The organism is Mycobacterium colombiense (assembly GCF_001665835.1).
In the GTDB taxonomy this organism is placed as follows: domain Bacteria; phylum Actinomycetota; class Actinomycetes; order Mycobacteriales; family Mycobacteriaceae; genus Mycobacterium; species Mycobacterium colombiense_A.
Genome location: NZ_LZSX01000014.1, coordinates 1 through 23718, shown reverse-complemented (window position 1 = coordinate 23718; position 23718 = coordinate 1). Strand labels below are relative to the sequence as shown.

Annotated in this window: 21 protein-coding genes and 1 pseudogene; 6 read left to right on the top strand and 16 right to left on the bottom strand. The window is 67.8% G+C overall.

What is annotated here, in order from left to right; genetic code table 11:
* Nucleotides 1–34 precede the first annotated feature (34 nt).
* The 4 genes from A5760_RS03020 to A5760_RS03005 all read right to left on the bottom strand — a co-directional run bounded on the left by A5760_RS03020 (nt 35) and on the right by A5760_RS03005 (nt 4297).
* Nucleotides 35–2110, bottom strand: coding sequence for a beta-glucosidase (locus tag A5760_RS03020; RefSeq protein WP_064877770.1), 2076 nt, complete (start codon nt 2108–2110; stop codon nt 35–37).
* 44 nt (nt 2111–2154) lie between these two features.
* On the bottom strand, nt 2155–2667 hold the full coding sequence (locus tag A5760_RS03015) for a TIGR04338 family metallohydrolase (RefSeq protein ID WP_064877629.1): 513 nt from the start codon (nt 2665–2667) through the stop codon (nt 2155–2157).
* The gene (locus A5760_RS03010; RefSeq protein ID WP_064877628.1) at nt 2664–3413 is read right to left on the bottom strand and encodes a DUF2786 domain-containing protein; all 750 of its coding nucleotides are present in this window, start codon (nt 3411–3413) and stop codon (nt 2664–2666) included. The genes A5760_RS03015 and A5760_RS03010 overlap by 4 nt, the downstream gene beginning before the upstream one ends.
* A gap of 89 nt (nt 3414–3502) precedes the next feature.
* On the bottom strand, nt 3503–4297 hold the full coding sequence (locus A5760_RS03005; protein WP_231122532.1) for an alpha/beta hydrolase: 795 nt from the start codon (nt 4295–4297) through the stop codon (nt 3503–3505).
* On the opposite strand from A5760_RS03005, the pseudogene A5760_RS03000 reads away from it, so the two are divergent.
* Both A5760_RS03000 and A5760_RS02995 read left to right on the top strand, forming a co-directional pair.
* Nucleotides 4290–5424: pseudogene (locus A5760_RS03000) on the top strand (sigma-70 family RNA polymerase sigma factor). The gene A5760_RS03005 and the pseudogene A5760_RS03000 sit on opposite strands and share 8 nt — an antisense overlap.
* Nucleotides 5425–5437: 13 nt before the next feature.
* On the top strand, nt 5438–6847 hold the full coding sequence (locus tag A5760_RS02995) for an alpha/beta hydrolase domain-containing protein (RefSeq protein ID WP_064877625.1): 1410 nt from the start codon (nt 5438–5440) through the stop codon (nt 6845–6847).
* On the opposite strand, the gene A5760_RS02990 is transcribed toward A5760_RS02995, so the two are convergent.
* Nucleotides 6844–7977 (bottom strand): dihydrodipicolinate reductase, encoded by a 1134-nt coding sequence (locus A5760_RS02990; protein ID WP_082279315.1) that lies wholly within the window; start codon nt 7975–7977, stop codon nt 6844–6846. The genes A5760_RS02995 and A5760_RS02990 overlap by 4 nt on opposite strands.
* A gap of 73 nt (nt 7978–8050) precedes the next feature.
* Between A5760_RS02990 and A5760_RS02985 the strand changes: the two genes are divergently transcribed.
* The 4 genes from A5760_RS02985 (at nt 8051) to A5760_RS02970 (ending at nt 12344) form a co-directional block, all read left to right on the top strand.
* Complete coding sequence (locus A5760_RS02985; protein ID WP_064877623.1) at nt 8051–8929, top strand: MarR family transcriptional regulator; 879 nt, start codon at nt 8051–8053, stop codon at nt 8927–8929.
* 25 nt (nt 8930–8954) lie between these two features.
* Complete coding sequence (locus A5760_RS02980) at nt 8955–9680, top strand: pirin family protein (RefSeq protein WP_064877622.1); 726 nt, start codon at nt 8955–8957, stop codon at nt 9678–9680.
* Between the two features lie 57 nt (nt 9681–9737).
* Nucleotides 9738–11156, top strand: coding sequence for a YhgE/Pip domain-containing protein (locus tag A5760_RS02975; RefSeq protein ID WP_064877621.1), 1419 nt, complete (start codon nt 9738–9740; stop codon nt 11154–11156).
* Nucleotides 11157–11243: 87 nt separating this feature from the next.
* Nucleotides 11244–12344: a phosphodiester glycosidase family protein gene (locus tag A5760_RS02970; protein WP_196771971.1), complete on the top strand. Its 1101-nt coding sequence runs from the start codon at nt 11244–11246 to the stop codon at nt 12342–12344.
* Here the strand turns inward: A5760_RS02970 and A5760_RS02965 are convergent.
* The 11 genes from A5760_RS02965 to A5760_RS02915 form a co-directional block, all read right to left on the bottom strand.
* The gene (locus A5760_RS02965) at nt 12337–13038 is read right to left on the bottom strand and encodes a YoaK family protein (protein ID WP_064877619.1); all 702 of its coding nucleotides are present in this window, start codon (nt 13036–13038) and stop codon (nt 12337–12339) included. The genes A5760_RS02970 and A5760_RS02965 overlap by 8 nt on opposite strands.
* A gap of 37 nt (nt 13039–13075) precedes the next feature.
* Entirely contained in the window at nt 13076–13837 is a 762-nt protein-coding gene (locus A5760_RS02960) for a hypothetical protein (protein ID WP_064877618.1), read from the bottom strand.
* Entirely contained in the window at nt 13804–14364 is a 561-nt protein-coding gene (locus tag A5760_RS02955) for a hypothetical protein (RefSeq protein WP_064877766.1), read from the bottom strand. The genes A5760_RS02960 and A5760_RS02955 overlap by 34 nt, the downstream gene beginning before the upstream one ends.
* Nucleotides 14361–15332: an RDD family protein gene (locus A5760_RS02950; protein WP_064877617.1), complete on the bottom strand. Its 972-nt coding sequence runs from the start codon at nt 15330–15332 to the stop codon at nt 14361–14363. Before A5760_RS02950 ends, A5760_RS02955 begins: the two co-directional genes overlap by 4 nt.
* Nucleotides 15329–16117, bottom strand: a complete 789-nt coding sequence (locus tag A5760_RS02945) for a hypothetical protein (RefSeq protein ID WP_064877616.1) — start codon at nt 16115–16117, stop codon at nt 15329–15331. Before A5760_RS02945 ends, A5760_RS02950 begins: the two co-directional genes overlap by 4 nt.
* Nucleotides 16087–17637 carry an MCE family protein gene (locus A5760_RS02940; protein ID WP_064877615.1) on the bottom strand — a complete coding sequence of 517 codons (1551 nt, stop codon included), beginning with the start codon at nt 17635–17637 and terminating at the stop codon, nt 16087–16089. Before A5760_RS02940 ends, A5760_RS02945 begins: the two co-directional genes overlap by 31 nt.
* Nucleotides 17631–18800 carry a virulence factor Mce family protein gene (locus A5760_RS02935; protein ID WP_064877768.1) on the bottom strand — a complete coding sequence of 390 codons (1170 nt, stop codon included), beginning with the start codon at nt 18798–18800 and terminating at the stop codon, nt 17631–17633. The genes A5760_RS02940 and A5760_RS02935 overlap by 7 nt, the downstream gene beginning before the upstream one ends.
* Nucleotides 18801–18823: 23 nt before the next feature.
* Entirely contained in the window at nt 18824–20440 is a 1617-nt protein-coding gene (locus A5760_RS02930; RefSeq protein WP_064877614.1) for a virulence factor Mce family protein, read from the bottom strand.
* Entirely contained in the window at nt 20437–22029 is a 1593-nt protein-coding gene (locus A5760_RS02925) for a virulence factor Mce family protein (protein WP_064877613.1), read from the bottom strand. Before A5760_RS02925 ends, A5760_RS02930 begins: the two co-directional genes overlap by 4 nt.
* Complete coding sequence (locus A5760_RS02920) at nt 22026–23066, bottom strand: virulence factor Mce family protein (protein ID WP_064877612.1); 1041 nt, start codon at nt 23064–23066, stop codon at nt 22026–22028. Before A5760_RS02920 ends, A5760_RS02925 begins: the two co-directional genes overlap by 4 nt.
* Nucleotides 23063–23718: MCE family protein (locus tag A5760_RS02915; RefSeq protein ID WP_196771966.1), on the bottom strand; the 656-nt coding region annotated here is incomplete at its 5' end. The genes A5760_RS02920 and A5760_RS02915, both read right to left, overlap by 4 nt.

The window sequence follows — 23718 nt, the reverse complement described above, 5'->3', positions numbered from 1 at the left end:
GGCCGGTCGTGCGTTCGGGCGTAGCCCCTGTGACTTATCGCCCGAACGTACGACCGGTCAGCTCGACCGCGGCTTCCAGCCGTAAAGCGATCGCCGACGTGCCCACCGCGGCCGTATAGGTACCCGGGCGGATCCGCCAACTCTTAGCGCTGCCGTCATAGCGGGCCAGCAGTCGCGGGTCCGCCTCGACGGTCACCCGTTGGGTCGCGCCCGGCGCGAGGTCCACCCGCTCGAATCCCAGCAGCCGTAAACACGGTTCACCGGCGGCGGCCGTCAGGTACAGCTGCGGTACGTCGGCCCCGGGGCGGTCGCCGACGTTGAGGACGCCGAAACTGGCCTTGATGGTTTCTCCGCCGCTGACCACCAGGTCATGGTAGTCAAACCTGGTGTAGGACAACCCATGACCGAAGGCGAACATCGGTTCATGGCCACGCCGGGCGAACCAGCGGTAGCCGACGTCGGCTCCTTCGGCGTAGTCGATCGTGGTCGGTGTCCCCCATGGTTCGCCGGTGCCGGGCAGCTGCGGGCGCGGCGTCTGGGCGAGGTCGACCGGAAAGGTGATCGGCAGCCGGCCCGAGGGGTTCACCGCCCCGGTGAGGATCTCCGCGATGGCCCGGGCGCCGCCTTGGCCCGGAAACCACGCCTGCACAACGGCATTCACCGAGTCGCGCCACGGCATCGATACCGGATTGCCGGTCTGCAGCACCACCACGGTGTTGGGGTTGGCGGCCGCGACCGCCGCGATCAGCTCGTCCTGGCCCCAGGGCAGCGAGAGGTCGGCGATGTCGAAACCCTCGCCCTCCGCGCGGACCGCGAACACGATCGCGATGTCGGCCGCGCGCGCCGCCCGCACCGCCTCGGCCGGGCCGATGCCGGGATCGAACTCGATCTGGGCCTGCGGGAGCAGTTTTCGCAACTCTTCCAGCGGACTCGACGGCAGCAGGTACAGATTGCGCATCCCGGCCTCCAGGCCCGAGCCGCCGATCGGCACCACGCCGGCGTATCCGCCCGGCGGAACGACGGTGCTCGAACCGTATCCGGCCGGCACACCCACGTGCGCGTACCCGCCGATGACCGCGATGCGTGGGCTCGACCCGGGCGCCAGCGGCAACAGGCCCCGGTTGCTCAACAAAACCGTTCCCTGCCGCGCTATCTCCAGCGCAATCTTGTTGTGCGAGGCCAGGTCCGGTGCCGGTGCCGGGACGCCGCGGTCGATGCCGACGGCGAACATGGATCGCAGGATCCGGCGAACCATGTCCGAGAGGCGCTCCGCGGTCAGCCCGCCGTCGGCGTACGCGTCGCGAAGCGGCGCACCGAAGGACTCGGCCTGCCAGAGCAGCGCGTCGATCTGGGCCCCACACTCCTGATCGAGGCCGGCCGGCGCGCACTTCCAGCTCGGCGTGGCGCCCCAATCCGACATGACCCAGCCGCGGTACCCCCACGCGCCTTTCAGCACGTCGTTGATCAAGACGGCGTTCGCGGCGGCGTAGTCGCCGTTGATCCTGTTGTAGGCAGTCATCACGGCGCCGGGCTGCGAGCGCTCGATCGCCAATTCGAAGGCCAGCAGATCGGATTCGCGGTGCGCGTCGGGATCGATGACCGCGTCCAGGAAGTGGCGATTGGTTTCGTTGCAGTTCAGCGAGTAGTGCTTGACCGTCGAGATGACGCCCTGGCGCTGGATGCCGTCGACTGACTCAGCGGCCATCGTGGCGGTCAAAAGCGGGTCCTCGGAAAGGTATTCGAAATTTCGGCCGTTGCGCGGGTCGCGGGTCAGGTTCATTCCGCCGGCGAGCTGCACGTTGAACCCGCGGCTGCGCGCCTCGCGGCCGATCACCTCGCCCGCGGCCCGGGCCAGCGACGGATTGAAGCTGGCGGCCAGCGCCAGACCGGCGGGCAGCGCGGTGGCCGTATCGCCAACACGGAACCCGGGATTGGTGACGCCCAGCCCGGCGTCGCTCATCAGCAACGCGGGCACACCGAGACGGGGAACCCCCGGCACGTATCCCGCACTCATCGGGGCGTCGGCGGGGATGCGCTCGTCGCGCACCGGCCACATGTCCCCGGCCCCCATCACCGAGACCAGCAGCGCGAACCGCTCGTCGTCGGTCATTTGGGCTTCGACCTCACGCGCCCGTGCGTCGGGGTCGGCGGGGTTCACCGAACGCCCTCTTTGGCGTAGACCACCCGCAGCACGTGCCCCAGTTCCGGTCCCATCACCAGCTCCGTCAGCTCACAGATCGTCGCAACGAACTCGGGGCCGTGCGGCGGATCGGCCTGGCACAAATGATGCGCCACTTCGTGCAGCATCACCAGCTCGCGCAGTGCCCAGTCGGCGGTGTCCCGATCGGGAACCGCGATAACGCCTGTGCCGTCATAGTTTTCGTAGTGCGCGGAGCTGGCGGCGCGCCGTCCCCGCACCCGCAGCGGCGACACATCCGGCCAGCGTTGCCGCACCGCCGGGAGAGCCAGCACGTCGTCCACGTAGCGCTGCGCGGAGGACACCGATCCGAATCGTCCCTCGGGTGGCAGGGTCAGCTGGGTGCCGAAGAACTCCACCACCTGCGAGCCGTGCTGGGCGGCACGGTCGAACAGCGTCCGGACGAACTCCTCGGCCGCATACACCTTGGAGCGTTGAGAATCCCGGCGTGGGGAGTTCCCCGCGGTCACCCGCTCAGCGCGCTCCGCGCCCCGGGGAGTTCGGGGCTGTTGCCGAGCCGCGCCCGCTTGCCGGCCCGGTCGCCGGCGCGCCGCGCCGCCGACGAATATCCGGCCGACGCCCGGCTGGCCTGCCAGGTGCCACGCGCCTTCGACGCATCGCGGTAGTAGTCCACCAGTTCGATCTCCTTGTCCCGCAACGCGATAGCGGTGCCCGGCGATCGGCGGCGGTCGTTAGTGGCCTCCTGCCGCGCCTGGTCGCGAGCCTCGGTGAGCCGCTGGCCGACGCGCGCGCCGAATGCCAGCTGAAAGTTGAGCCGCGCGGTGATCGTCGGCGTGGGACGATGCGCGCCCGACGCGAGATAGGCGTCCGACGCGCGGACCATCTGGACGACCAGGCTGGCGTACAAGGCGTGGCTGGCGTCGATGTCCTCGACGAACCCGTAGGCATACACGAACGTCGAATTCGAGGCCACGTCGCAGCGCACGTCGTTGGCCGCGGCGATCAGCACGAACAGCTGCACGTACGTGCGCAACCCCTTGGCGCCCGCCGCCCCGATGGTGATGGTGCGCTGCGTCGGCGTCTGGGCCGCCGACCGCTGGGCCGAATGCGACCGCGCCACCGCGAGGTCGATGGCCGCGGCCGTCGCGAGCCGCTGCGCGGCGGACATGAACGCGTCGGCTTCGTGGGTGTTGTCGGTGCCCTCGGCCTGACGCAGCAGTGCGGCGATGCGCGCCAGCATCTTGTCGTCAGTCATGGCGCCGCTCCTCCTCATCGCTTCGCTCTGCATCGTCGCCGACGCAAGTCATGGCGCCAAACTACTCAAGCGATCCGACACGTCCCGCCTCACAGCCGAGCGGTGATCCAGGAGACCACGTCGTCGAGCACCTGGTCGCGCTCGGGCTCGTTGAAAACCTCGTGGTAAAGCCCCGGGTAGATCTTCAACTCGACGTCGGTGGACCCGACACACTCGACCAGGCGACGGCTGCCCGCTACGGAGATCAGCCGGTCCTGCTCCCCGTGCACCACCAGCAGCGGCGCCGTCAGGGCCGGTGCCCGCTGCGGCATGGTCTCGCCGACCTGCAGCAACGCGCGGCCGATGCCGGCGGGCACCTTGCCGTGGTACACCAGCGGATCGTCTTTGTAGGCGGCCACCACCGCAGGGTCCCGGGAGATGGCGTCGACGTCGAGTTCTTGCGCCGGCAGCCCGGGCACGACCGCACCGAGCACCTTGGCGGCCAGCGCCAGCAGCGGCGACACCTGATCCTGGGCCGCCACCGCGGGCCCCGACAGCACCATCAGGTCGTAGTTGTCCGGGCGTTCGACGCCGTAGGCGAAGACGATCCCGCCGCCCATGCTGTGTCCCAGCACGATGCACTTGAGGCCGTGGTGTTCCCGGGTGGCGATGCCGACCAGGGTGTCGAAGTCGGCGGTGTACTCGTGGATGTCGCGCACCAGCACCCGCTTGCCGCCGGAGCGGCCGTGCCCGCGATGGTCCAGCGCATACGTGACCAGGCCCGCCTCGCCGAAGCGCTTCGCGACGTGGTCGTAGCGGCGGGCGTACTCCCCGAGGCCGTGTGACAGCACCAGGACCGCCCGCGGTGCGGTGTCGGGTGTCCAGACGTCGTAGACGATGCGCACGCCGCCGAACCCGTCGAAACTGCGTTCGGTGCGGTTCACTCGGAGGTCCTAGTCATTACGGGCAGCGTAATGGCTGCTGATGCGGGACGTGTTGGCAGACACTGCGTAGGCTCATGCGGATGAGCCTTCTCGCGCAGAACTCTGAAGGTGACCCGGTGGCCCGCGCGGATTTCTCGGCGCACGCCGAACCGTATCGGCGCGAACTGCTGGCGCACTGCTACCGGATGACCGGATCCCTGCACGACGCGGAGGACCTGGTGCAGGAGACCCTGCTGCGGGCCTGGAAGGCGTACGACCGTTTCGAAGGCAAGTCCTCGATACGCACCTGGCTGCACCGCATCGCCACCAACACCTGCCTGACCGCGCTGGAGGGGCGCCAGCGCAGGCCGTTGCCGGTGGGCCTGGGTGGCCCGAGTTCGGACCCGAACGCCGAGCTGGTGGAGCGACGCGAGGTGGCGTGGCTGGAACCGCTACCGGAGCTGACCGAGCATCCCGCCGACCCGTCGGTCGTCGTCGGGTCGCGGGAATCGGTGCGGTTGGCGTTTGTCGCTGCGCTGCAATACCTCCCGCCCCGACAGCGGGCGGTGCTACTGCTGCGCGACGTGTTGGGATGGCGGTCCGCCGAGGTCGCCGACGCGGTCGGCACCACCACCACCGCCGTCAACAGCCTGCTGCAGCGGGCCCGCACCCAGCTCGAGTCCGCCGGGCCCAGCTCCGAAGACCCGCTCGTGCAGCCGGATTCGGCCGAGGCCCAGGACCTGCTGGCGCGCTATATCGCCGCGTTCGAAACCTACGACATCGATCGGCTGGTCGACCTGTTCACCGCGGAGGCCATCTGGGAGATGCCGCCGTACACCGGCTGGTATCAGGGTCCGGGCGACATCGTCACTCTCATTCATCAGCAGTGCCCGGCGGAGGGCAGCGGGGACATGCGCATGCTGCCGCTGATCGCCAACGGCCAGCTCGCCGCGGCGATGTACATGCGCACCGGCGACATGCACGTGCCCTTTCAGCTGCACGTTCTGGATGTGCAGGGCGGCAAGGTCTCCCACGTGGTGGCCTTCCTCGACGACAGCTTGTTCACGAAGTTCGGGCTGCCCAGTTCGTTGTCCGCGGGCCAGAGCTGAGAAGGGTGCTTTCATGACGAACACCACTCAGGTGACGCCCGCCCCCGGCAAGCCGGCGCTGCTGCTGAGCGCTTTCGACATGACCGATGTGGGCTACGTCGTCGAGGAGTTCTTCGTCTCCGGCACGTCCTGCCGCTATGCCCCGGTGAGCGAGCTGGGCCCCGATGGCCGTTGGGACGTAACCCCTTCGGGCTCAGCCGATTACACCACCCGAATCGTGGCATTGACGCCGTCCGACCCGGCCCGGTTCAACGGTACGGTGCTCGTCGAATGGCTCAACGTGAGCGGTGGCATCGACGCCGCCGCGGTGTGGATGATGGCGCACCGTGAAATCCTGCGCTCCGGTTACGCCTATGTCGCGGTGTCGGCCCAGCGGGTGGGGGTCGAGGGCGGCGAGAGCCTGCTCGGCGCGGACATGTCGCTGAAAAGCCAAGACCCGCAACGGTATGCGGGCCTACACCACCCGGGCGACGCGTTCTCCTATGACATCTTCTCCCAGATCGGCGCGCTCATCAAAGCTGGCGAACACGGCGCGATCCTGCGCGACCTGCCCGCGCAACGCGTCATCGCCCTGGGCGAATCCCAGTCCGCGATGTTCCTCACCACCTACATCAACGCCGTCGATCCGCTGGCCCCCCGCTACGACGGCTTCCTGGTCCATTCCCGGTTCGGCCCGGCCGCGCCGCTGGACGGCAGCTCGATCTTCGAGGAATCCCCTGCGACGCAGGCGGTCACGTTCCGCCCGGAACTACGCGTCCCGTTACTCACGGTCATCACCGAGACCGACGTTTTCGGCGGACCACGCGAGGGCTATTACTTCGCCAGGCAGCCCGACAACGACCGGCTGCGGGTCTGGGAGATCGCCGGTGCCGCCCACGCCGACAATTACACGATCCAGGTGGCGTTCATCGACAGCGGCTCGGCGCCGCTCGAGGCCATCGCGGCCGGCTACACGCCGACCAACACGTTGATGGGCCAGGAACTGGCGCACAACATCAACTTCGGCCCGCAGCACCACTATGTGGTGCAGGCGGCGCTCGCGGCGCTGAACACCTGGGTCGCCACCGGCGAACCGGCGCCGGGTGCCGACCCACTCGAGGTCCGCGAAAGCTCCGCGCCACAACCCGTTCCGGACGGCAACGGCATCGCCCGAGGCGGCATCAGGACGCCATGGGTGGACGTGCCGATCGCCAGGACGTCGGGCCTGGGCGGTGACGAGAGCATCATGTCGGCGATCTTCGGATCCGGAGAGCTGTTCGACGCCAACACGATTCAGCGGCTCTATCCCGGTGGCAGCACGCAGTACCTGGAAAGCTTCACCGAGGCCCTCGACGCGGCGATCGGCGCGGGGTTCATCCTGCCGGCCGACCGCGCCGAGATCCTGCAGCTGGCCGCCGCGACGTACCCGGGCGAACGGGCTTAGAACAGCCGGCTGTCCGGCGGCGGCCCCTGCACCGGACGGACCAATCCGGCCCCGGTGACCATCGGCAGGTCCAGTGCAGACAGCAGGCCGGGCGGGGCCGCGCACACCGCCGGGATGGCATTCACCATCCGCGAGGCGCCCGCCACGCGCGCCCCCAAATCGTGGTCGTGGTCTTCGGCCATCTCGAATTCGCACCGCATACTCGGGGATCCCTCGATCTCCACGCGGTAGAGGCCCTGCCCGGAGGCGGGCCCGTAGCCGAGGTCCTTCGGCGGGATCGAGATGTGCGGCTGCGGCCAGTCGGGGGCGATGTCGTCGCGCATCCGCGTCACGTGGTCGAGCACGAAAGTCGGCTTCCCGTCGACATAACCGGTGAGCGTGGAGCGCATCGCGGCGATGGTTCCGGCGCCGATGTGACCGGTGGGGGTGTCGAAGGACTCGGTGGCGGGAATCCGCTCGTTGCTCTCCTCGATGCTGTTGACCTTGACGCCCAAACCCGCGGCGAGCTGGTGCAGGACGGGTCCCCACCCGAAGGTGAACATTCCGGGCTGCGCCGCGAACGCCTGATATTCGGGCGGCTTGCCGAAGCCGAGAATCTCATACACCGCACCACGGTCCGGGTAGGTCGCGTAGTTGAACATCTCGGTTACCCGCACCGACTCGATCGCTCGAGAAACGCCGGTAAGCACCAGTGGCAGCACGTCATTGGCGAACCCGGAGTCGATGCCGGTCGTGAAGAACGACACACCGCCGTCGAGCGCGGCCTGCCGCAGCGGGGCGGTGAAGGCGGCGTCAAGCCCGTCGGGAAAGACCAGCGGCACGACCGAGCAGGACACCACGTTCTTGCCGGACCGCAGAATCGAGATCATGTCGGCCGCGGCATCAAGCGGCCGTAGGTTGGCGGCGGCGGCATACACCACCACGTCGGCGTCGCCGGAGAGCAGCGCCGCCGAGTCCTGGGTGGCCACCACGCCGACCGGCGCGATGCCGCACAACTCCCCGGCGTCGCGGCCGGCCTTCGCGTCGCTGTGCACCACGACGTCGACCAGTTCCAGCTCCGGATGGTCGATCACCCCACGCAGGGCGATCACACCCATGGATCCCGGCCCCCATACCCCCACCTTGAACACGACTATCTCCTAATATTAGGACGCATATCCTTGCATTTTGGACGGATCGTAGGGAGGTGGCGTGGATACGTCAATGGCCGAGACGCGAGGCGAATCGGGCGTCAAGTCACCGCCCACCGCGCGGGTGATGGACGCCCTTGCCGCCCTGGCGAATTCGAGGCGCGGCCTCACCTCGACCGAGCTGGCCAAGAGCTGCGCGATCAGCACCTCGACCTGTGCCCTGGTGCTGGCCGAACTGGAGGGACGGGCCTGGGTGGCGCGCCGCGGCGATCGCCGCTACGTGCTCGGCAGCGGCTTGTTCAGGCTGGTCCACGGGCTGCGCGAACAGTTCCCGCTGCTGGACCGCGGGCGTGACGCGCTGCGCTTCCTGCACGACACGCTCGGCGCGGGCTGCTCGATGTCGAGGATCGATGCACGGCATCTGACCATCGTCGACGCGGTCGGCCATGGCACCGACGGCGAGCACGCCGTGGGGCAACACTTTCCCATCGACCCGCCGTTCGGCCTGGTCGCCATGGCCTGGCGCGACGCCGACTTCGTCGAGGCGTGGTTGCACGGCGTGATACCCAGGCTCACCCGCGCCGAAATCGCCGAGCACCAGCGGGTACTCGCGGATATCCGCGCCCGCGGCTACGGCGCCTGGCGGTTCGACGACACCCACCGGTCGCTGCACACCCGGCTGGCCGACGTGCTGGCCTCGCTGGAGCCGACGGCGCAGGTCGCCCGTCAGCTCACCACGCTGATGACGATGGTCACCCTGCAGTCGGTCGCCGATGTCCTCGAAACAGAATTGCCCACAACGGAATTCGTCGTCCTGCCGATATTCACCCATGCCGGCCAGCCGGAGTACCAGATCGAGATTCACCTGGGCCACGCCGCCGGGCTGACCCTGCCGGAACTCGACGCCGCGCTGCGGCACGCCCAAGGGCTGCTCGCCGCGGCGCGGCCCTGACGCGGCCGACGATTAGGCTGGGGTGATGCCCGCCACCACGGAGATCAGGGATGCCGCAACCCGTGCCGTCACCAGTACCCCCTGGCTGACATCCCGGCACTCTTTCTCCTTCGGCGACCACTACGACCCGGACAACACCCATTTCGGGCTGCTGCTGGTGAACAACGACGACATCGTCTCGCCGCGAACGGGATTCGACACCCACCCACACCGGGACATGGAGATCGTGACCTGGGTGCTGCGCGGTGAATTGTCGCATCATGACTCCGTCGGCAATCGCGGCGTGATCTATCCCGGCCTGGCGCAACGCATGTCGGCCGGCAGCGGGATCCTGCACTCCGAGCGAAACGACTCCCCCAGTGAGCCGGTTCATTTCGTGCAGATGTGGGTGGTGCCCGACGAGGCCGGTGTGCAACCGAGCTACCAACAGCATGAGATCGACGACAAGCTGCTGGCGGGCAACCTTGTGACGATCGCCTCCGGGATGGCCGCGCACGACGCCGCGATCACCCTGCACAACCGCAACGCCGCGCTGCACGGAACCCGGTTGCCGGCCGGCGCCGCCGTGGACCTTCCCCGGGCTCCCTACCTGCACCTTTTCGTGACCCGGGGCCGGGTCAGCGTGGAAGGCATCGGCACGGTGAACGAGGGCGACGCCGTGCGTTTCACCGATGCGGACGGCCGGCGCGTGTCGGCGGGCGAGCCGTCGGAACTGCTGATCTGGGAGATGCACGCGAAGCTGGGTGGCTGAGCCCATAGAGGGCCACGGCCGCAGCCCATAGAGTGGGCACGACAGACAGGAGTCGGCATGCCTCACTCGCACCCTCAGCACGCGGCGCCCAACCCCAACCGGAACATCGAGGCGATCCGCACCCTGCGGTTCTGGGCGGCACCCCTGGTCATCACCGTGGCGCTGATGTCGGCGTTGTGTGCGCTTTATCTCGGCGGGATCCTGAACCCGACGACCAACCTGCGCCATTTCCCCATCGCGGTGGTGAACGAGGACGCCGGGCCCGGGGGCGCACAGATCGTCGACCGGCTGGTCAATGGGTTGGACAAGAACAAGTTCGACGTCCGCGTGCTCTCCCGTAGCGCGGCCAGGCACCAGATGGACACCGGCCGGGTGTACGGCCAGGTGCTGATCCCACCGAGCTTCTCATCGCGGCTGCGCGACTTCGCGACCAGCGCGGTGCTGCCGGCCCGCGCGGACCGGCCGTCGATCACGGTCTCCACCAATCCGCGGGCCGGCACCCTGGGGGCGAGCATCGCCGGCCAGACCCTCAACACGGCGATGGGGATGGCCAACGGCATAGCCGGGCAACGGGTTATGGCCGAGGTGGCCGCGCAGACCGGTGGCGCGCCGCTGACCGGCGCGGCCGAGGTAGGCCTGAGTGCCCCCATCGATATCCAGTCGAACGTCTACAACCCGCTGCCCAACGGCACCGGCAACGGCCTGTCGGCCTTCTACTACGCCCTCTTGCTGCTGCTCGCCGGATTCACCGGCAGCATCGTGGTCAGCACGCTGGTGGACGCGTTGCTCGGTTATGTGCCCGCCGAATTCGGCCCGGTGTACCGGTTCGCCGAGCAGGTCAGGATCTCCAGATTCCAGACGCTGCTGCTGAAGTGGGCCATGATGGTGCTGCTGGGATTGCTGACCTCGGCGGTGTATCTGGCGATCGCCGATGGGCTGGGCATGCCCATCGATCACAGCTGGCAGCTGTGGGCGTTCGGCGTCTTTTCCATCGCCGCCGTCGGCATCACGTCCAGTTCCCTGCTCTCGGTACTGGGCACCGCCGGAATGCTGGTCAGCATGCTCATCTTCGTGATCCTCGGGCTGCCGTCGGCCGGCGCCACGGTGCCACTGGAGGCGACGCCGTCCTTCTTCCGCTGGCTGGCCGAATTCGAGCCGATGCACCAGGTCTTCCTCGGGACCCGCTCGCTGCTGTACTTCGGTGGCCATGGGGATGCCGGCCTAGCGCAGGCGCTGACCATGACGACCATCGGTCTCGTCATCGGTTTGTTGCTCGGTGGCATCGTCACACACCTCTACGACCGCAAGGGTTTTCACCGCATTCAGGGTGCAGTCGAGCTGGTGATCGCCCAGGAACACCAGTCGCAGCACCAGGCGCGCCGCGGCAAGCAAGGGGAAGCGGCCGGCGCCCCGGCCGCCGGGCCCGCCGCCCCGGGCGCCGGCATCGAGCCCGAAAGTTCAAGCGAGCAAGCGTAATTCGCGCGTAGCCCTACCGTCATCGCTCCGTTATTTTTATTGACAGTGTGACTCCTGGGACTGATGATGTTCCTGTTGCATTAGTACCTGGCGGAAAGGGCTATCGTGCTGACCCGACGCGCCAGCTTCCGCCGGTTGGCGGCGTGCTGCGCCGCCGTCGTTGCCTGTTACACCCTGGCCGTCACCTCCGGACAGCCCCTCGCCCGGGCCGCCGACGGCCGCGATCTGCTGGCCAACGCCATCGGCAGCACCCGTGGCTCCTACCTGGTCTACAACTTCGGCCCCGGCCATCCCGCGCCGATGCTCAACGCCGGCGGCAGCTGGTACGAGATGAACAACGGCGGCCACCTGATGATCATCAAGAACGCGGCGGGACGCCTGTCGCCGCACCTGCTGGTCGACACGCACCAGGGCGATCAGGCCCGTTGCGAAAACAACCCCGGCGCCCGCACCGCCGAGGGCCTCTGGCAGGCCTCGGAGCTGTACGCCCCCCTGCAGGCATGGCAGCGCATGGGCCAGCCGACCATCGCGATCAACGCCAACTTCTTCGACGTCCGCGGCCAAAAGGCCGGCTCATGGCGCCAGACCGGCTGCAGCTCACCGCTGGGCGCCTTCGTCGACAACACCCAGGGCCAGGGCCGCGCCAACCAGGCGGTCACCGGCACCGTCGCCTACCCCGGCAAGCAGGGCCTGTCCGGTGGCGGTGAAAGCTGGAGCGCCCTGTCGACCATGATCCTGCCGTCCGGTGGCGCCCCATATGTGGTGTGGCCCAGGACAAAGAGCGACTACGACGCCGCCACCCCGGTGGTCGCAGACCTGCTCAACAAGAACGAGAAGTTCGTCGCGGTCTCGGGCATCGGGCTGTTGGCGCCCGGCAACACGGGACAGCTGCACGACGGCGGGCCCAGCGCGGCCCGAACGGCCGTAGCCTATGCCAGGCAAAAGGACGAGATGTACATCTTCGAGGGCGGCAACTACACCCCGGACAACATGCAGGACCTGTTCCGCGGCCTGGGCAGCGACAACGCGGTGCTGCTCGACGGCGGCGGCTCGTCAGCGATCGTGCTGCGCCGCGACACCGGGGGCATGTGGGCCGGTGCGGGATCACCGCGCGGATCGTGCGACACCCGCCAGGTGCTCTGCGATTCGCACGAGCGGGCGCTGCCCAGCTGGCTGGCGTTCAACTAGCAACGGCGGCAGTGTTTTTCGTTGCCGACGGTCCCCAGCGGAAGATCAGCAGGCTCGCCGCTATCACCCCCGCGGTGACCACGAACACCGGGGCGATCACGTATCTCGACATGGTTGCGCCGAAGAAAGCGCCGGCGCACATGGTGGCGACCACGCCGATGCGCAGCCTCTGGCGTTCACCGGTGCCGCCCGCCAGGTGGCTGTCCAGTCCGAGGCTGACGATCGTCGACGTCAGCACCGTGGTGGAGAGCTCCTGAATGCCGAACTGGCGCGCGCTCGAATGCTGAAGGCCGAAGGTGACCGCCAGCATGCCGATCATGATCAGCTTGGAATTCGCCTGGTAGCGCAGCACTCCCGCGCCGGCCAGGATGGCGAGCGCCACCAGCAGGACGATCTCGGTTGCCAGCACCGTGGTGATCCACGATCGCGTGCGCGGACCGAAGTGTCGCGACAGGCGGCCGCTGACGATCGTGGTGCAGATGAAGGTCGGCAGCGCTACTGCGACGGCGGTCAGGTCGATGGTGGTGCTCGGGGCCAGCCAGAACCCGAGGAAGATCACGTTGCCGGTCATGTTGGCGACGAAGACGTGGCCGAGCGCCAGGATGCTGATCGAGTCGGCCAACCCGGTGGCGAAGGTCAACAGCAGCAACGCTGCTACGGTCCATCGTTCGGATACCGGTGACGTGACAGCCATGCGCTGCAGTATATTTCGGCGCCTCCCGCGGTCGGCGTTAAACTTTCGGCGTCAGATCCAGCGACGTGATCGTCGTCATCCTGGTCACCAGCCAACGGCTGTTGGACCGCTTCAGGAACAGCCGGTACGACAGGTATTTCAGTGACGGGACGTTCTTGGTCAGCGGGCTGGTGGAGGTCGTGTTGGTGTAGACGATGACCGAAGCGTTGGGGTCGTCCAGCATCTCGACCGCCGCGCCGGTGACCTCGGTGCTGTTGCTGATCTTGGCCTGCTTGTTGGGGGCCACGATCGCGTCGACGAATTTGCGGTACTGCGCCTCGAAATCGCCGCTGAGATAGCGGGATGCGCGGTCGGCGAGCGTGTCCATGTTCTCCGGCGTGTACGTCCACAGCGTGGTGATCGCGTTGGCGGCGGTCCGCGCGACGTTCAATTTCGTTGCGGCGGTGGCCCGATCGGCCAGGTACGGCTGCACCATCGCGCCGGCGAACGCGGCAGACCCGACGAACAGCAGGGCGGCGATCACGGCGACGACGGCCCAGGCCTTACCGGTCCGCCGCTTCTTCCCCCGTCCGTCGGCCGGGGCCGCGTCGGTGGTCTGTTCCGCGTCCTCGTCGGCGGCCTCGGTATCGGCGCCGTCCGACCCGGCCGCGTCCCCGGCGTCGGATTCCGTTGTGGCGTCCGGCTTTTCGTCGCGCTCCTCCGGGCCGTCGCCCTCCAGCGCGCCGGTCGCCTCCGCCTCGGGGGTGGCCGGGTTCTCCTCGGCGGTCACATCACCTGCTGCAGGTTGCTGATCTTCCACTGGTTCCCTTCCTGCGTCGCGGTTGCCGCCCAACGATTGGTGTTCTCCAAGACCTGTTTTTCATCCGGCGACTTGGTGGTGATCGCCGTGGCCACCATGACGCTGACGCTGCCGTCGTCGTTCCATCGCTCCAGCCCGGCGTCCAGGACGCTGCCGCTGGCCGGTTCGGCCCGCGCGACCTGGAGCAGAATCTCGTTGGCGCTCTTCTGGTACTGCTTGGCGAAGTCTCCGGTCGCCTGCGCCAATATCCGGTTCACGTAGTCGTTGGCGTGAAAGGGATCGATGGAGGTGAACTGCGTCATAAACCCGGTGACGTAGGTGAGCACCTCGCGGTCCTTCGACGCCGTCCGCGCCCGGGATTCGTGCGAGCCGAGCATCAGCGCGCAGGCCGTGATCGCCGCCACCATCAGCAGGGCGGCGACGGTGCCGGCCAACGGCGCCAGCCACGGCCGCTGCGCCTCGGCCTCGACCGGGCGCGCGACGAGCAGGGGTCGCTCGCCGGGCGCAAACCTGCGCCGCGGGCTCATTTTCCGCTCCCGGGCTGCTTCGGCTTCGTCAGCACGTTGAGATCGTCGACGCGCCACGTGTTTCCGCCGCCCTTGGCGAAGTTCACCCGCACGGTGGCGCTGATGTAGCGCTGCTCCGGCCCGATGCCGCGCCGGCCTTGCATGAACAGCAGCATCGTCGCCCGGTCCGGGGCCGCCGTTTCGATCGAGCTGTTGGTGACCCAGTATTCGTTGATGACCGGGTGCCCCTTCTGCACCACGTCCTGCTGGGCGGCCAGCTGGGGCCGATATTTGTCGGTCGCCAGCGACAGCGCCCGCGTGAAGTCGTCGTGCAGCGTCTTGGGGTCGTACGTCAGCATCTGGGCGACGATTTTCGGTCCCTGCGTGGCGATCTGGGCGCGGGTCTGATCGGTCGCCCGGTCGGTGGAGTACACGACGAAAAAGCTGACTGCCGCCCCGGCCAGGCAGAGCGCCACCGCGCTCGCCACCGCGGCCGCGGTCCAGCGCCGGATGCGGGCCGGCGCCGTGCCCGGGTGGAGGGGGCCCACCTCGGTGCGCGCCAGCATGTCGGCGAACGTGCGGCGGCGTGAATCCCACAGGGGCCAAAGCCATCCCACGATCGAGACGGTATCGATCAGATGGGCGACGTCCCGCAACAGCAGGGTCCACGGGCCCGGCGCGTCGCCGGTGCGTCCCGTCACCGCGATGCCCACCAGCGCGCGGCCCAGGCTCCAGCCGGTGATCACCGGCAGTAGCAGCCGGTTGACCAGCACCAGCAGGGTGGCGACGCCGAGGACGGAGATGGCCAGCCACCACCACGCGCCGTGGGCCGGCACGGTACGCAACACCAGCGCCATCGTGATGATCACCGCGAGGCCCGGCAGCACGTCGACGGCGAATGCACGAACGCGAGAATGCCAGGGCGCCAAGCCTTCCCGCGGTGACTCCTGGATTGCCGTGGGCGCAGTCTGTTCGACCACCACCGTCACTTCGTCACCTGGTCGAGCTTGGAAATCTTGTACTGTCCCTCGGCGAAGGCCATCTTCACGCGCAGCCGGTAGCCGGCTTCGCTCTGGTTCTGGTCGCTGGCCACCTTGACGCGCAGCGCGACGAGGATGTCGATCGAACCGTCGGGGTTGTTGCGCTCGACGGCCGCCCGCACGTCCGACACCTGAACGTGGATGTTCGCGGCCTGATACGCCTGCACGAGCATGCTGGTGTAGAGCAGCGCCTGCGAGCGGAAGGCGTCCGTGCCGCAGTCGACGATCTTCTGCTCGCTCGCGGTCATCGCGTTGGTGTCCGGTGCCTGGGTCGCTGACACGCATTCCACCGCCGCCTTCAGCGCCGCGGCGTCGTTGCGGGCGATCCGCTGGCTTTGGTGGTGGTAGTGCAACGCGAGGTAGCCGCCCCCGCCGATGCCGAGGGCGCACAGCACCAGCACCGCGGCGATCGCGGCCAGCCATCCGCGGCCCACCCGGGACGGGCCTCGCGGTGCGGCCACCGCGGCCTCGCCGGATTCCACCTCATCCTCGGCGGCGCCCGCCTCATCCTCGGCGGTGCCGTCGGACTCGGACGCGTCGGCGTCGTCGGACTCGGACGTGTCGGTGTCGGCAGCGCCGTCCGTGGATTCCACCGCATCCTCGGAAGCGTCCTGCGGGCCGGTTTGCTCGGCTCCGTTCTCGGGTGCCGCCGAATCCTCGTGCTTGTCCTGGATGGTCAACGAATCGTCCGTGTCGATGGGGTTCAGCCGGCTGGCGCCAGCATCTCCTTCCATCCATCGTCTCCTGTTCTGGTCGAGTTCTCGACGGAGTATTTAACTCCGTCTGGCCCTACCAGTTCACCGCTTTGGGGACTGTAGATCGCCGAGGGAGGCCCGCTGGGTTTGTAGACACAGGGGTTGGGCTGCTGGCCATTGCACTGCACGGTACCCGACCCCGGCCGGGACAACGGATCGCTGGTGGGCGGTGGTGTGCCCGGGACCCGATCCGAGGGCGCCGGGTTCATCCCGTTGTCCACCGACGGCGCGGGGATCACCATCCCCGGCCGGACCGATTGGTCACAGCGCGCCGCGGGCGCGGGGCAGGTCAAGATCTGGTTGGGGTCGCCGTACCACGGGTTGGTACCCGCGGGCACATACGGTTTGGGGTCGCGGCATTCCCGCGGAGTCGCGGCCCGTTTGCCCGGAATGTCCGTACACGGGATGTTGCGCGACCCGCGCACACTGTTCGCCGGGGTGTCCATCGGGATCTTGCAGTACGTGCCCGTGGGCAACGGCTGGATGCTGGTGTCGGCCGGGGACCGCCACTCCGGGGCCGGGATGAAGCCCGTCAGGCACGGCGGCGGCTGGTTGATCGACAGCGCCAGGTCGAGCGCGGCCATGTTCGGGAACGGCGCCGCCACCGTCTGGGCGATCGATGCACCCTGCGGGAGGAACACCAGGACCTGCTCGACGCCGGTGTGGTAGCGCTTGAGCAGGTCGAAGACGACCTCGAGGTTGGCCAGCGTCTGCGGCAGCGAATCCCGCACGTCGTTGAAGACCGAGTTGACCTGGTCGGCCGTCGGCGCCGCCTGGCGCAGCAGGCTTTTCAGGTGTTGATCCTCCTGCGCGGACTGAGCGCCCAGCCTGTTCAGGTTGCGTGCCCAGCGCTCGATGTTGTCACCCGATTTGACCTGGCTGTCCAGCACCGGCCCGGAGTTCTGGATGATGTCGTTGACGTCGGTCATCTGGTTTTTGAAGTCGCCGACGATCGCCTGCGTCGCGTCGACCAACCGCTGCAGGTTGGGGCCCAAGCCGCCGACGGATTGCGCCGTCTCGTCGAGCAGCTGGCCGATCTTCTCCTTGGGCAGCACCGACAGCCCGCGGTTCGCCGTGTCCAGGGCCGGTCCGATCTCGGCGGGCACGGTGCCCTTCGTGATGGTCTGCCCGTCCGCCAGGTACTTGCTGGGGTTCCCGCTCGACGTCAGGTCCAGGTACTGCTCACCGACGGCCGAAACCGAATGCACGTTGGCCGTCGCGTCGATCGGGATCTTGTAGTGGCTGTCGATGCTCATCGTCGCCTGGGCGCCGCGCTCGGTGGGCTCGACGTCGGTCACCTTGCCGATGGTGATGCCGCGATAGGTGACGTTGGCGGTCGGATACAGGCCGCCCGATGCGGGCAGGTCGGCCTTCAGGGTGTAGCGGCCGATGCCCACCAGGCTCGGGATCTGCAGATAGTAGATCCCGAGCACGAGCAGCGAGATGACGGTCAGGATCCCGAAGGCGATCAGCTGGCGTCGGATGAAGGGAGTCAGCAATTCCTGTCCCCCCTTTCCACCAGCGGTCCACCCGGCGCGTCATTCGGGTTCGGCGTGTAGCGCACGTCCGGGATCATCGTCTCCGGATCGCGCCCGAACGACTGCTCGAGCGCCCGCAGGGCTCCCGACAATCCGGTCCCGGTGAGGAACGCGTTGTCGACGGCGCTGTAGGTCAGGTCGAGCGTCAGCGAGATGTTGATGTAGTCACCGCGGAAGATCTTCGGGACCGTGTCGATGTCGAACGGCTGGGTGAGGATCAGCTTCAACGCGCCGATCAGGTACGGCGACGCCCTGCCGAGCTCCTTCAGCGGACACTGCAGCGCCTCCAGGTCCGTGTGCAGCGGACCGCGCGCCTCCGACAGGTACTGGTCCGCCGCCTGGCTGAGGCGTCCCACCGAGTCGACGGCGTTGATCAGATGCTGCTGATAGTCCTTGTTCGCGAAGTATTTGATCAGCGGCGGAATGTCGGTCAGCACCCGGTCCAGGACGTCGGCGCGGCCGGCCACGTAGGTCAGCAGCCGGTTGGTGGAGTCGATGGCGTGGGTGATGTCATCGCGCTGCTGGTTGAGCTGGTTGGTGAAGGTGTCCAGCTTGCCGAGCAGCGACCGGATCTGGTCGCCGCGGCCGTTGAAAATGTTGTAGACCTCGTTCTGCAGCACCTCGAGGTTCGGGATGCCGCCGCCGCGCAGGATCAGCGAGAGGCTGGCCAGCGTCTGCTCGGTCGTCGGATAAGCCTGCGAGTTCTTCAGCGGGATGGTGTCACCGCTCTTGAGCAGCTGGGGCGACGGGTTCGGCGGCGCGGCGAGCTCGACGTGCTGCGAACCCAGCAGCGAGGTCTGGCCGATCTTGGCGGTGGCGTTCTTGGGCAGCTTGGTGTTCTTGTCCACGCCCAGCGTCAGCGTGGCGATCCAGTTCTTCAACTGGATGGCTTTGATCGAGCCGACGAAGACGTCGGCGACCATCACCTTGCTGTTGCCGTTGATCGCCAGCGTGTCAGGCACCTGCACATAGATGGTCATGGCCCCGGATCCGCTGCCGGGCCCGCCCGGGATCGCGACGTTGGAGATGCCTTTCCAGCCACACGAGCTCAACACCATCGCGGCGACCAGCAGGGTCAGCCCCTGCCAGCTCCGACGGCGAATCACCCGGAGCGCGCTTCTCATGGGCCGACGGTTCGGCTTGCCCATCACTGGCCACCTCCGAAGTCAGCGGGTGACGGGGGGCCACCCGCGTTCGGGGCGGGCGCGGACACCGGCGCCGGTGTCGGGGCGACCGGGCCCGGGATCACTTCCGGCCCCGGCGGTGGCGGCGGTATCGGCACCTGCGGCGGGTTCTGCCCGATGACCGGCGCTATCGGGTTCTCGTCGTAGGCGTTCGGCGGACCCGGTGGGGTCTGCAGCGTCGACTGGACCGGCGCGATGTTCGGTCCGCCCATCAGCTCTTCCAGCGAGTCCGGGGTCATCAGGCCCGCGGTGATCGGTCCGACCTGCTGGCCCTGCATGCCCTGGGCGACGATCCAGCCCGGCTGGGTGTTGCGGTGCGACGTCGGGGTGTCCGGCACCCAGATGCCCGGGACGGTGGTGTCCTTGTATCCGTTCGGCGGGTGCAGCCGGTCCTCGGAGTAGGCGACCTCCTTGGGCAGCGTCTCGGCCGTGCTGAACAGGTTCAAGCCGAACGGCGGGTAGTTGAACTTGATCGCGTCAAGAATCGGCGAGAGGTACTGCGCACACAGTTCGGCCGACTCCTGGTAGCCCAACCGGCTGCCGGCCTGGATCGCACTACAGATGAACTGCATCGGGTTCGCGAAGTTGGTGATCGACGGGATGGCGACCACCGAACCGTGCGACGGGTGATAGATCTGGTTGATGTTCGACGCAGCTGTCGGCAGCACGTGCAGCGCGGTCTCCAGCCCGTTCAGCGGATCCGGTTGCAGCAGCGCGTTGGTCGCGGTCTCGAGGTTGTTGATGTCCTGAGTCAGCACCCCGCGGTTCTGGTCCAGCCAGGGCCGCACGGTGGTGAGCAGGCTGTCGAACTGCTCGATCGCGTTGGCCAGGTCGGTATCGGAATGCGCGAGCCGCGTGGTGAAGTCCGCCAGGTTCTGGTTGAGCGCGACGAACTGTTGGTCGTCGTTGTGCAGCGCGTTGACGAACAGCGCCAGGCTGCGCACCACCGCGAAGAAGTCGCCGCGACCCTCGTTCAGCGCGGTGAGCGCCTGCGACAGGCTGGTCAGGGTGCTGTTGAACTGCTTGCCCTTGCCGGCCAGCCCGTTGGCGAACGACTCGATGACCTCACCGAACGGCCCCTTGGGCTGCTCGGGTGTCGGGCCCAGCTTGGAGATGATGTTGGTGATGCTGTTGCGCAGCTGGTCCCACTCCACCGGCACCTGGGTGCGCTCTTCGGGGATCACCGCATTGTCGGCCAGCACCGGCCCGCCCTTGTAGGCCGGCTCCAGCTGGATGGCCCGCGAGGCCACCAGGGTGGGGTTGAGGATCACCGCCGAGGCGTTGGCCGGCACCCGGTACTTGTTCTCGTAGTGGAAGGTGACCTTCATCTTGTCGCCGCTGGGCTCGATCTTGTCGATCGCGCCCACCCGCAGACCCATGATCTGAACCTTGTCCCCCGCGTACAGCGCGTTCGCCGCCGGGAAATAGGCCACCACGGTGTTGTTGGTCAGCTTCTCGTAGAGCCGCCAGCCGACGTAGCCGACGACGAGCGCCAGGATCACCACCAGCGATCCGATGATCACCGATGCCCGAGACAGCCTCGGCAGCCGCAGGTTGCGGATGTCAAAGATAGTGCTCAATTCTGGCTACCTCCCCCCGCTGCGCCACTGCCTCCGGTTCCGCCGGGGTTGATGAACGGTGCCGGTAGCTGGTTGCCCGGTCCGGGCGGCACCGCGGGTCCCGGCGGGAAGCCGGGCGCGAACGTCGACGGCGGCGGGGGCGGTCCGGCCGGTGCGAGGTTCTCGGTGCGCGCACCCGGGGGTGCCTGCGTCGGCAACGGCACCGGTGTGCCCGGGACGTCGGGCGGCGGGTCACCCGGCCGGCCCGCGATCGGGATGCCCGGCGTCGGCGGCAGACCCGCGGGGTTCGGCGGCGACGTCATCACGTCGACCGGCGCCGGGAAGCCCGGCCCACCGAACGGGCCCGACGCCGCGCCCGCGCAGGGCAGCGGATTCCATGGTCGCGGCAGACCCTCGTCCCCGACGGTGACATTGCCGCCGGGGTTGGCCGGCGTGTACGAGCACGGCGATCCCGGTGGGACGGCCGGGCCCGGGTGATCGGGCGTGCCCTCGAGCACCGGCGGCGCCGGCGGCGGCGCGCCGTTGGGGAATCGGGTGCCATTGGGATCGGGCCACCGGTATTCCGGCAGTCCCGCGCTGCGCCAGAAGTTCTCCGGATCGATGCCGCGCTTCTTGAAGGCGGCGTCGACCCACGGCTGGGTAATCTGGTACAGGGCCAGGTTGTGCAGGACCACTTTGAAGAACGGTCCCGACGCGATGGCCTCGTTCAGCGAGGGCAGGAACTTGCCGACCTCGGTGAAACCGTTGGCCAGGTCGTCTTTGCGTTGCACCAGGATGTCGCTGACCGTGCGCAGCTGTTCCAGCACGTGGTTCAGGTTCGGGTTGTCGTTGATCAGGCCCTTGACCTGTTCGGAGAACGCGGCGATGTTGCCGAGCAGGGCGTTGATCGCCTGGCCGCGCTCGTTGAAGGCGGCCAGCAGCGTATTGGTGTTGACCAGCAACCGGTCGACTTGATCGCTGCGCTTACCGAGAATGCCCGCCACCTGGTTGGCCTGGGCCAGCAGGTGCTTGACCTGTTCGTCGCGCTTGCCGATGGTGTCGGAGAACTTCTCCACGCCTTCCAGGGCCGGGCTCAGGTGCGGGTAGGTCTGGTCGATGGTCTGCGAAAGCACGTGCAGGGACTGCTTGACGGTGTCGATGTCCCAACCCTGGGCGGCCTTGGTGACGTCGAAGAACGCATCGTAAATCTGGTAGGGCGTGGTGCTCTGGCCGATCGGCAATGTCGCGCCCGGCCGCAGCGGCTGGTTGCCGCGCGCCTCCAGTTCGAGGACCTTCTTTCCAAGGATGGTGTCGGTCTTGACCGCGAGCCGGCTCTCGGTGCCGAACGTTGCGGTGCCGGCGTTGAATTGGACCACGATGTGATCGCCGTCGATCTTGAGGCCTTCCACCTTGCCGACCTCCACGCCGGCGATGCGCACCTTGTCGCCTTTACTGAGGCCGCCGGTATCGGTGAACTGCCCGTAATAGTGCGGTTTGGCCATCAACATCGGGACACTGGTGAAGCTTTGGCCGACGCCGATCACGAGCACCGTCACGACGATGCCCATCACCCCGATGCGGATCCGGTTCTCTGGTTCCAGTGTTCTCATTGCGGCGTGCACCTACCCGTCGGCTGCTGGAACAGCCGGACCGTGCGGACCGGGCCACCGGCCTGCAGACCGTTGATCTTCAGGGTGATGTCGCAGGCGTAGAAGTTCACGAAGTCCCCGTAGGAGCCTATGGCGCGCCCGATCATGTTCAACGCCGTCGGCACCTTCTTGAGGTAGTCCTGCAGTTGGTCTTGCTGGTCGATCAGCGGCTGTTGCACCGCGTCCAGGTAGTTGATCGTCTTGTGGAGAAGGCCGCGGTCCTCGGCCAGCAGGTCGGCGACCGTGCCGGCGGCGTTGCTGATGTGCGCGACGCCGCCCGCCAGTTGGTCACGGTGGTTGTTGAGGCCGGTGATCAGCACCTCGAGGTTGTTGATGGTCTGGTCGAACTGCTCGCGGTGCCGGACCGTGGTGTCCAGCACGGTGTTCAGGTTCTTGATGACCTCGCCGATCGCCTGGTCGCGCTCACCGAGCTGGCTGGTCAGCTGCGCGGTCTGGTCGAGGATGTCGTTGATGGTGCCGCCCTGGCCCTGGAACACGGTGACCAGCGCGCTGGCGATGGTGTTGACCTTCTGCGGATCCAGCGCCCGGAACAGCGGCTTGAACCCACCGATCAGGGCGTCGAGGTCGAGCGCCGGCTGGGTGCGCGACAGCGGGATGAACCCGCCGGCCGGCAGGACCTTGTCGGCGCCCTCGCCCTGACCGCGCTTGATCTCCAGGTAGCGGTTTCCGATCAGGTCGAGGTAGCGGATCTGGGCGGTCGTCGACTGGTACAGCTGCACCGATCGGTCGACGTTGAATTTCACCCGGGCGCGCTTGCCGCCGTCGACCAGCTCCACCTTGTCGACCTTGCCGACCTCAACCCCCGAAGCGCGGACGAACTGGCCGGCGCGCAGGCCGCTGACGTTGATGAACTCCGCCGAGTAACCGTTGGTGCGGTCGAAGCGCATCTGACCGAACACCACGATGATCATCACGGTGAAGATCAGCAGCACCACCGAGAAGATGCTGAGTTTGACAAGGGTTCCGGTGATTTTCATGGGTTGATCGTGTTATCCCCTACCTGGCGTCCCCAGACGTACTCGATCGCATACGGCGACCCGGTGTCCAGGTGGTTGTAAGGCGCGATGCTGTTGCCGGAGTCCATCACCAGCTCAGGTGCGGGCCACAGGTCGTGGGTGAGCGGCTGCCAGCAGCCCGGCGCGCCGCCGGGGCCGCCGCGAGCGTTCACCCGCGGCAGGTTCTCCGGGTAGACATAGGGGTTCGGGGCGCCGCCGACCAGCCCGGCCGCGCCGCCGAGTCCCAGCGTGAGGGCGGCGACAGCGACCAGCGACAGGGGGTTGGCGACCAGCCCCAACCCGGACAGCGCCTGGGTGTGGGCGACCAGCGAGTAGCCGTTGCCGCCCAGGAAGGACGCGGCCTTGGGTTCGATGTCGTGGTAGTTGCGCACGGCGCAGAACAGCTCGGGGCTGTAGGTGTCGAGCAACTGCGCGGTCGGCACCAGGTCGGCGGCGCCGCGCGCCAGGTACGGCCCAGCCTTGTTGAACAGATCCGCGCCGGTGTTGCCGAATCCGGCCGCCGACAGCAACGCCTGGTCCAGATCCTTCTGCTGGGCGTTGATCGTGCGCGAGGTGATCACCGCGTTGTTCAAAAAGTCGAACAGATCCGGCGACGCGTTCGCATACGTATCCC

What these genes read in the sequence shown, in the direction of transcription:
- A5760_RS03020 (WP_064877770.1), bottom strand. Translation starts at nt 2,110, where the DNA reads ATGACCGACGACGAGCGGTTCGCGCTGCTGGTCTCGGTGATGGGGGCC.
- A5760_RS03010 (WP_064877628.1), bottom strand. Translation starts at nt 3,413, where the DNA reads ATGACTGACGACAAGATGCTGGCGCGCATCGCCGCACTGCTGCGTCAG.
- A5760_RS02995 (WP_064877625.1), top strand. Translation starts at nt 5,438, where the DNA reads ATGACGAACACCACTCAGGTGACGCCCGCCCCCGGCAAGCCGGCGCTG.
- A5760_RS02985 (WP_064877623.1), top strand. Translation starts at nt 8,051, where the DNA reads ATGGCCGAGACGCGAGGCGAATCGGGCGTCAAGTCACCGCCCACCGCG.
- A5760_RS02980 (WP_064877622.1), top strand. Translation starts at nt 8,955, where the DNA reads ATGCCCGCCACCACGGAGATCAGGGATGCCGCAACCCGTGCCGTCACC.
- A5760_RS02975 (WP_064877621.1), top strand. Translation starts at nt 9,738, where the DNA reads ATGCCTCACTCGCACCCTCAGCACGCGGCGCCCAACCCCAACCGGAAC.
- A5760_RS02965 (WP_064877619.1), bottom strand. Translation starts at nt 13,038, where the DNA reads ATGGCTGTCACGTCACCGGTATCCGAACGATGGACCGTAGCAGCGTTG.
- A5760_RS02955 (WP_064877766.1), bottom strand. Translation starts at nt 14,364, where the DNA reads ATGAGCCCGCGGCGCAGGTTTGCGCCCGGCGAGCGACCCCTGCTCGTC.
- A5760_RS02945 (WP_064877616.1), bottom strand. Translation starts at nt 16,117, where the DNA reads ATGGAAGGAGATGCTGGCGCCAGCCGGCTGAACCCCATCGACACGGAC.
- A5760_RS02935 (WP_064877768.1), bottom strand. Translation starts at nt 18,800, where the DNA reads ATGAGAAGCGCGCTCCGGGTGATTCGCCGTCGGAGCTGGCAGGGGCTG.
- A5760_RS02925 (WP_064877613.1), bottom strand. Translation starts at nt 22,029, where the DNA reads ATGAGAACACTGGAACCAGAGAACCGGATCCGCATCGGGGTGATGGGC.
- A5760_RS02920 (WP_064877612.1), bottom strand. Translation starts at nt 23,066, where the DNA reads ATGAAAATCACCGGAACCCTTGTCAAACTCAGCATCTTCTCGGTGGTG.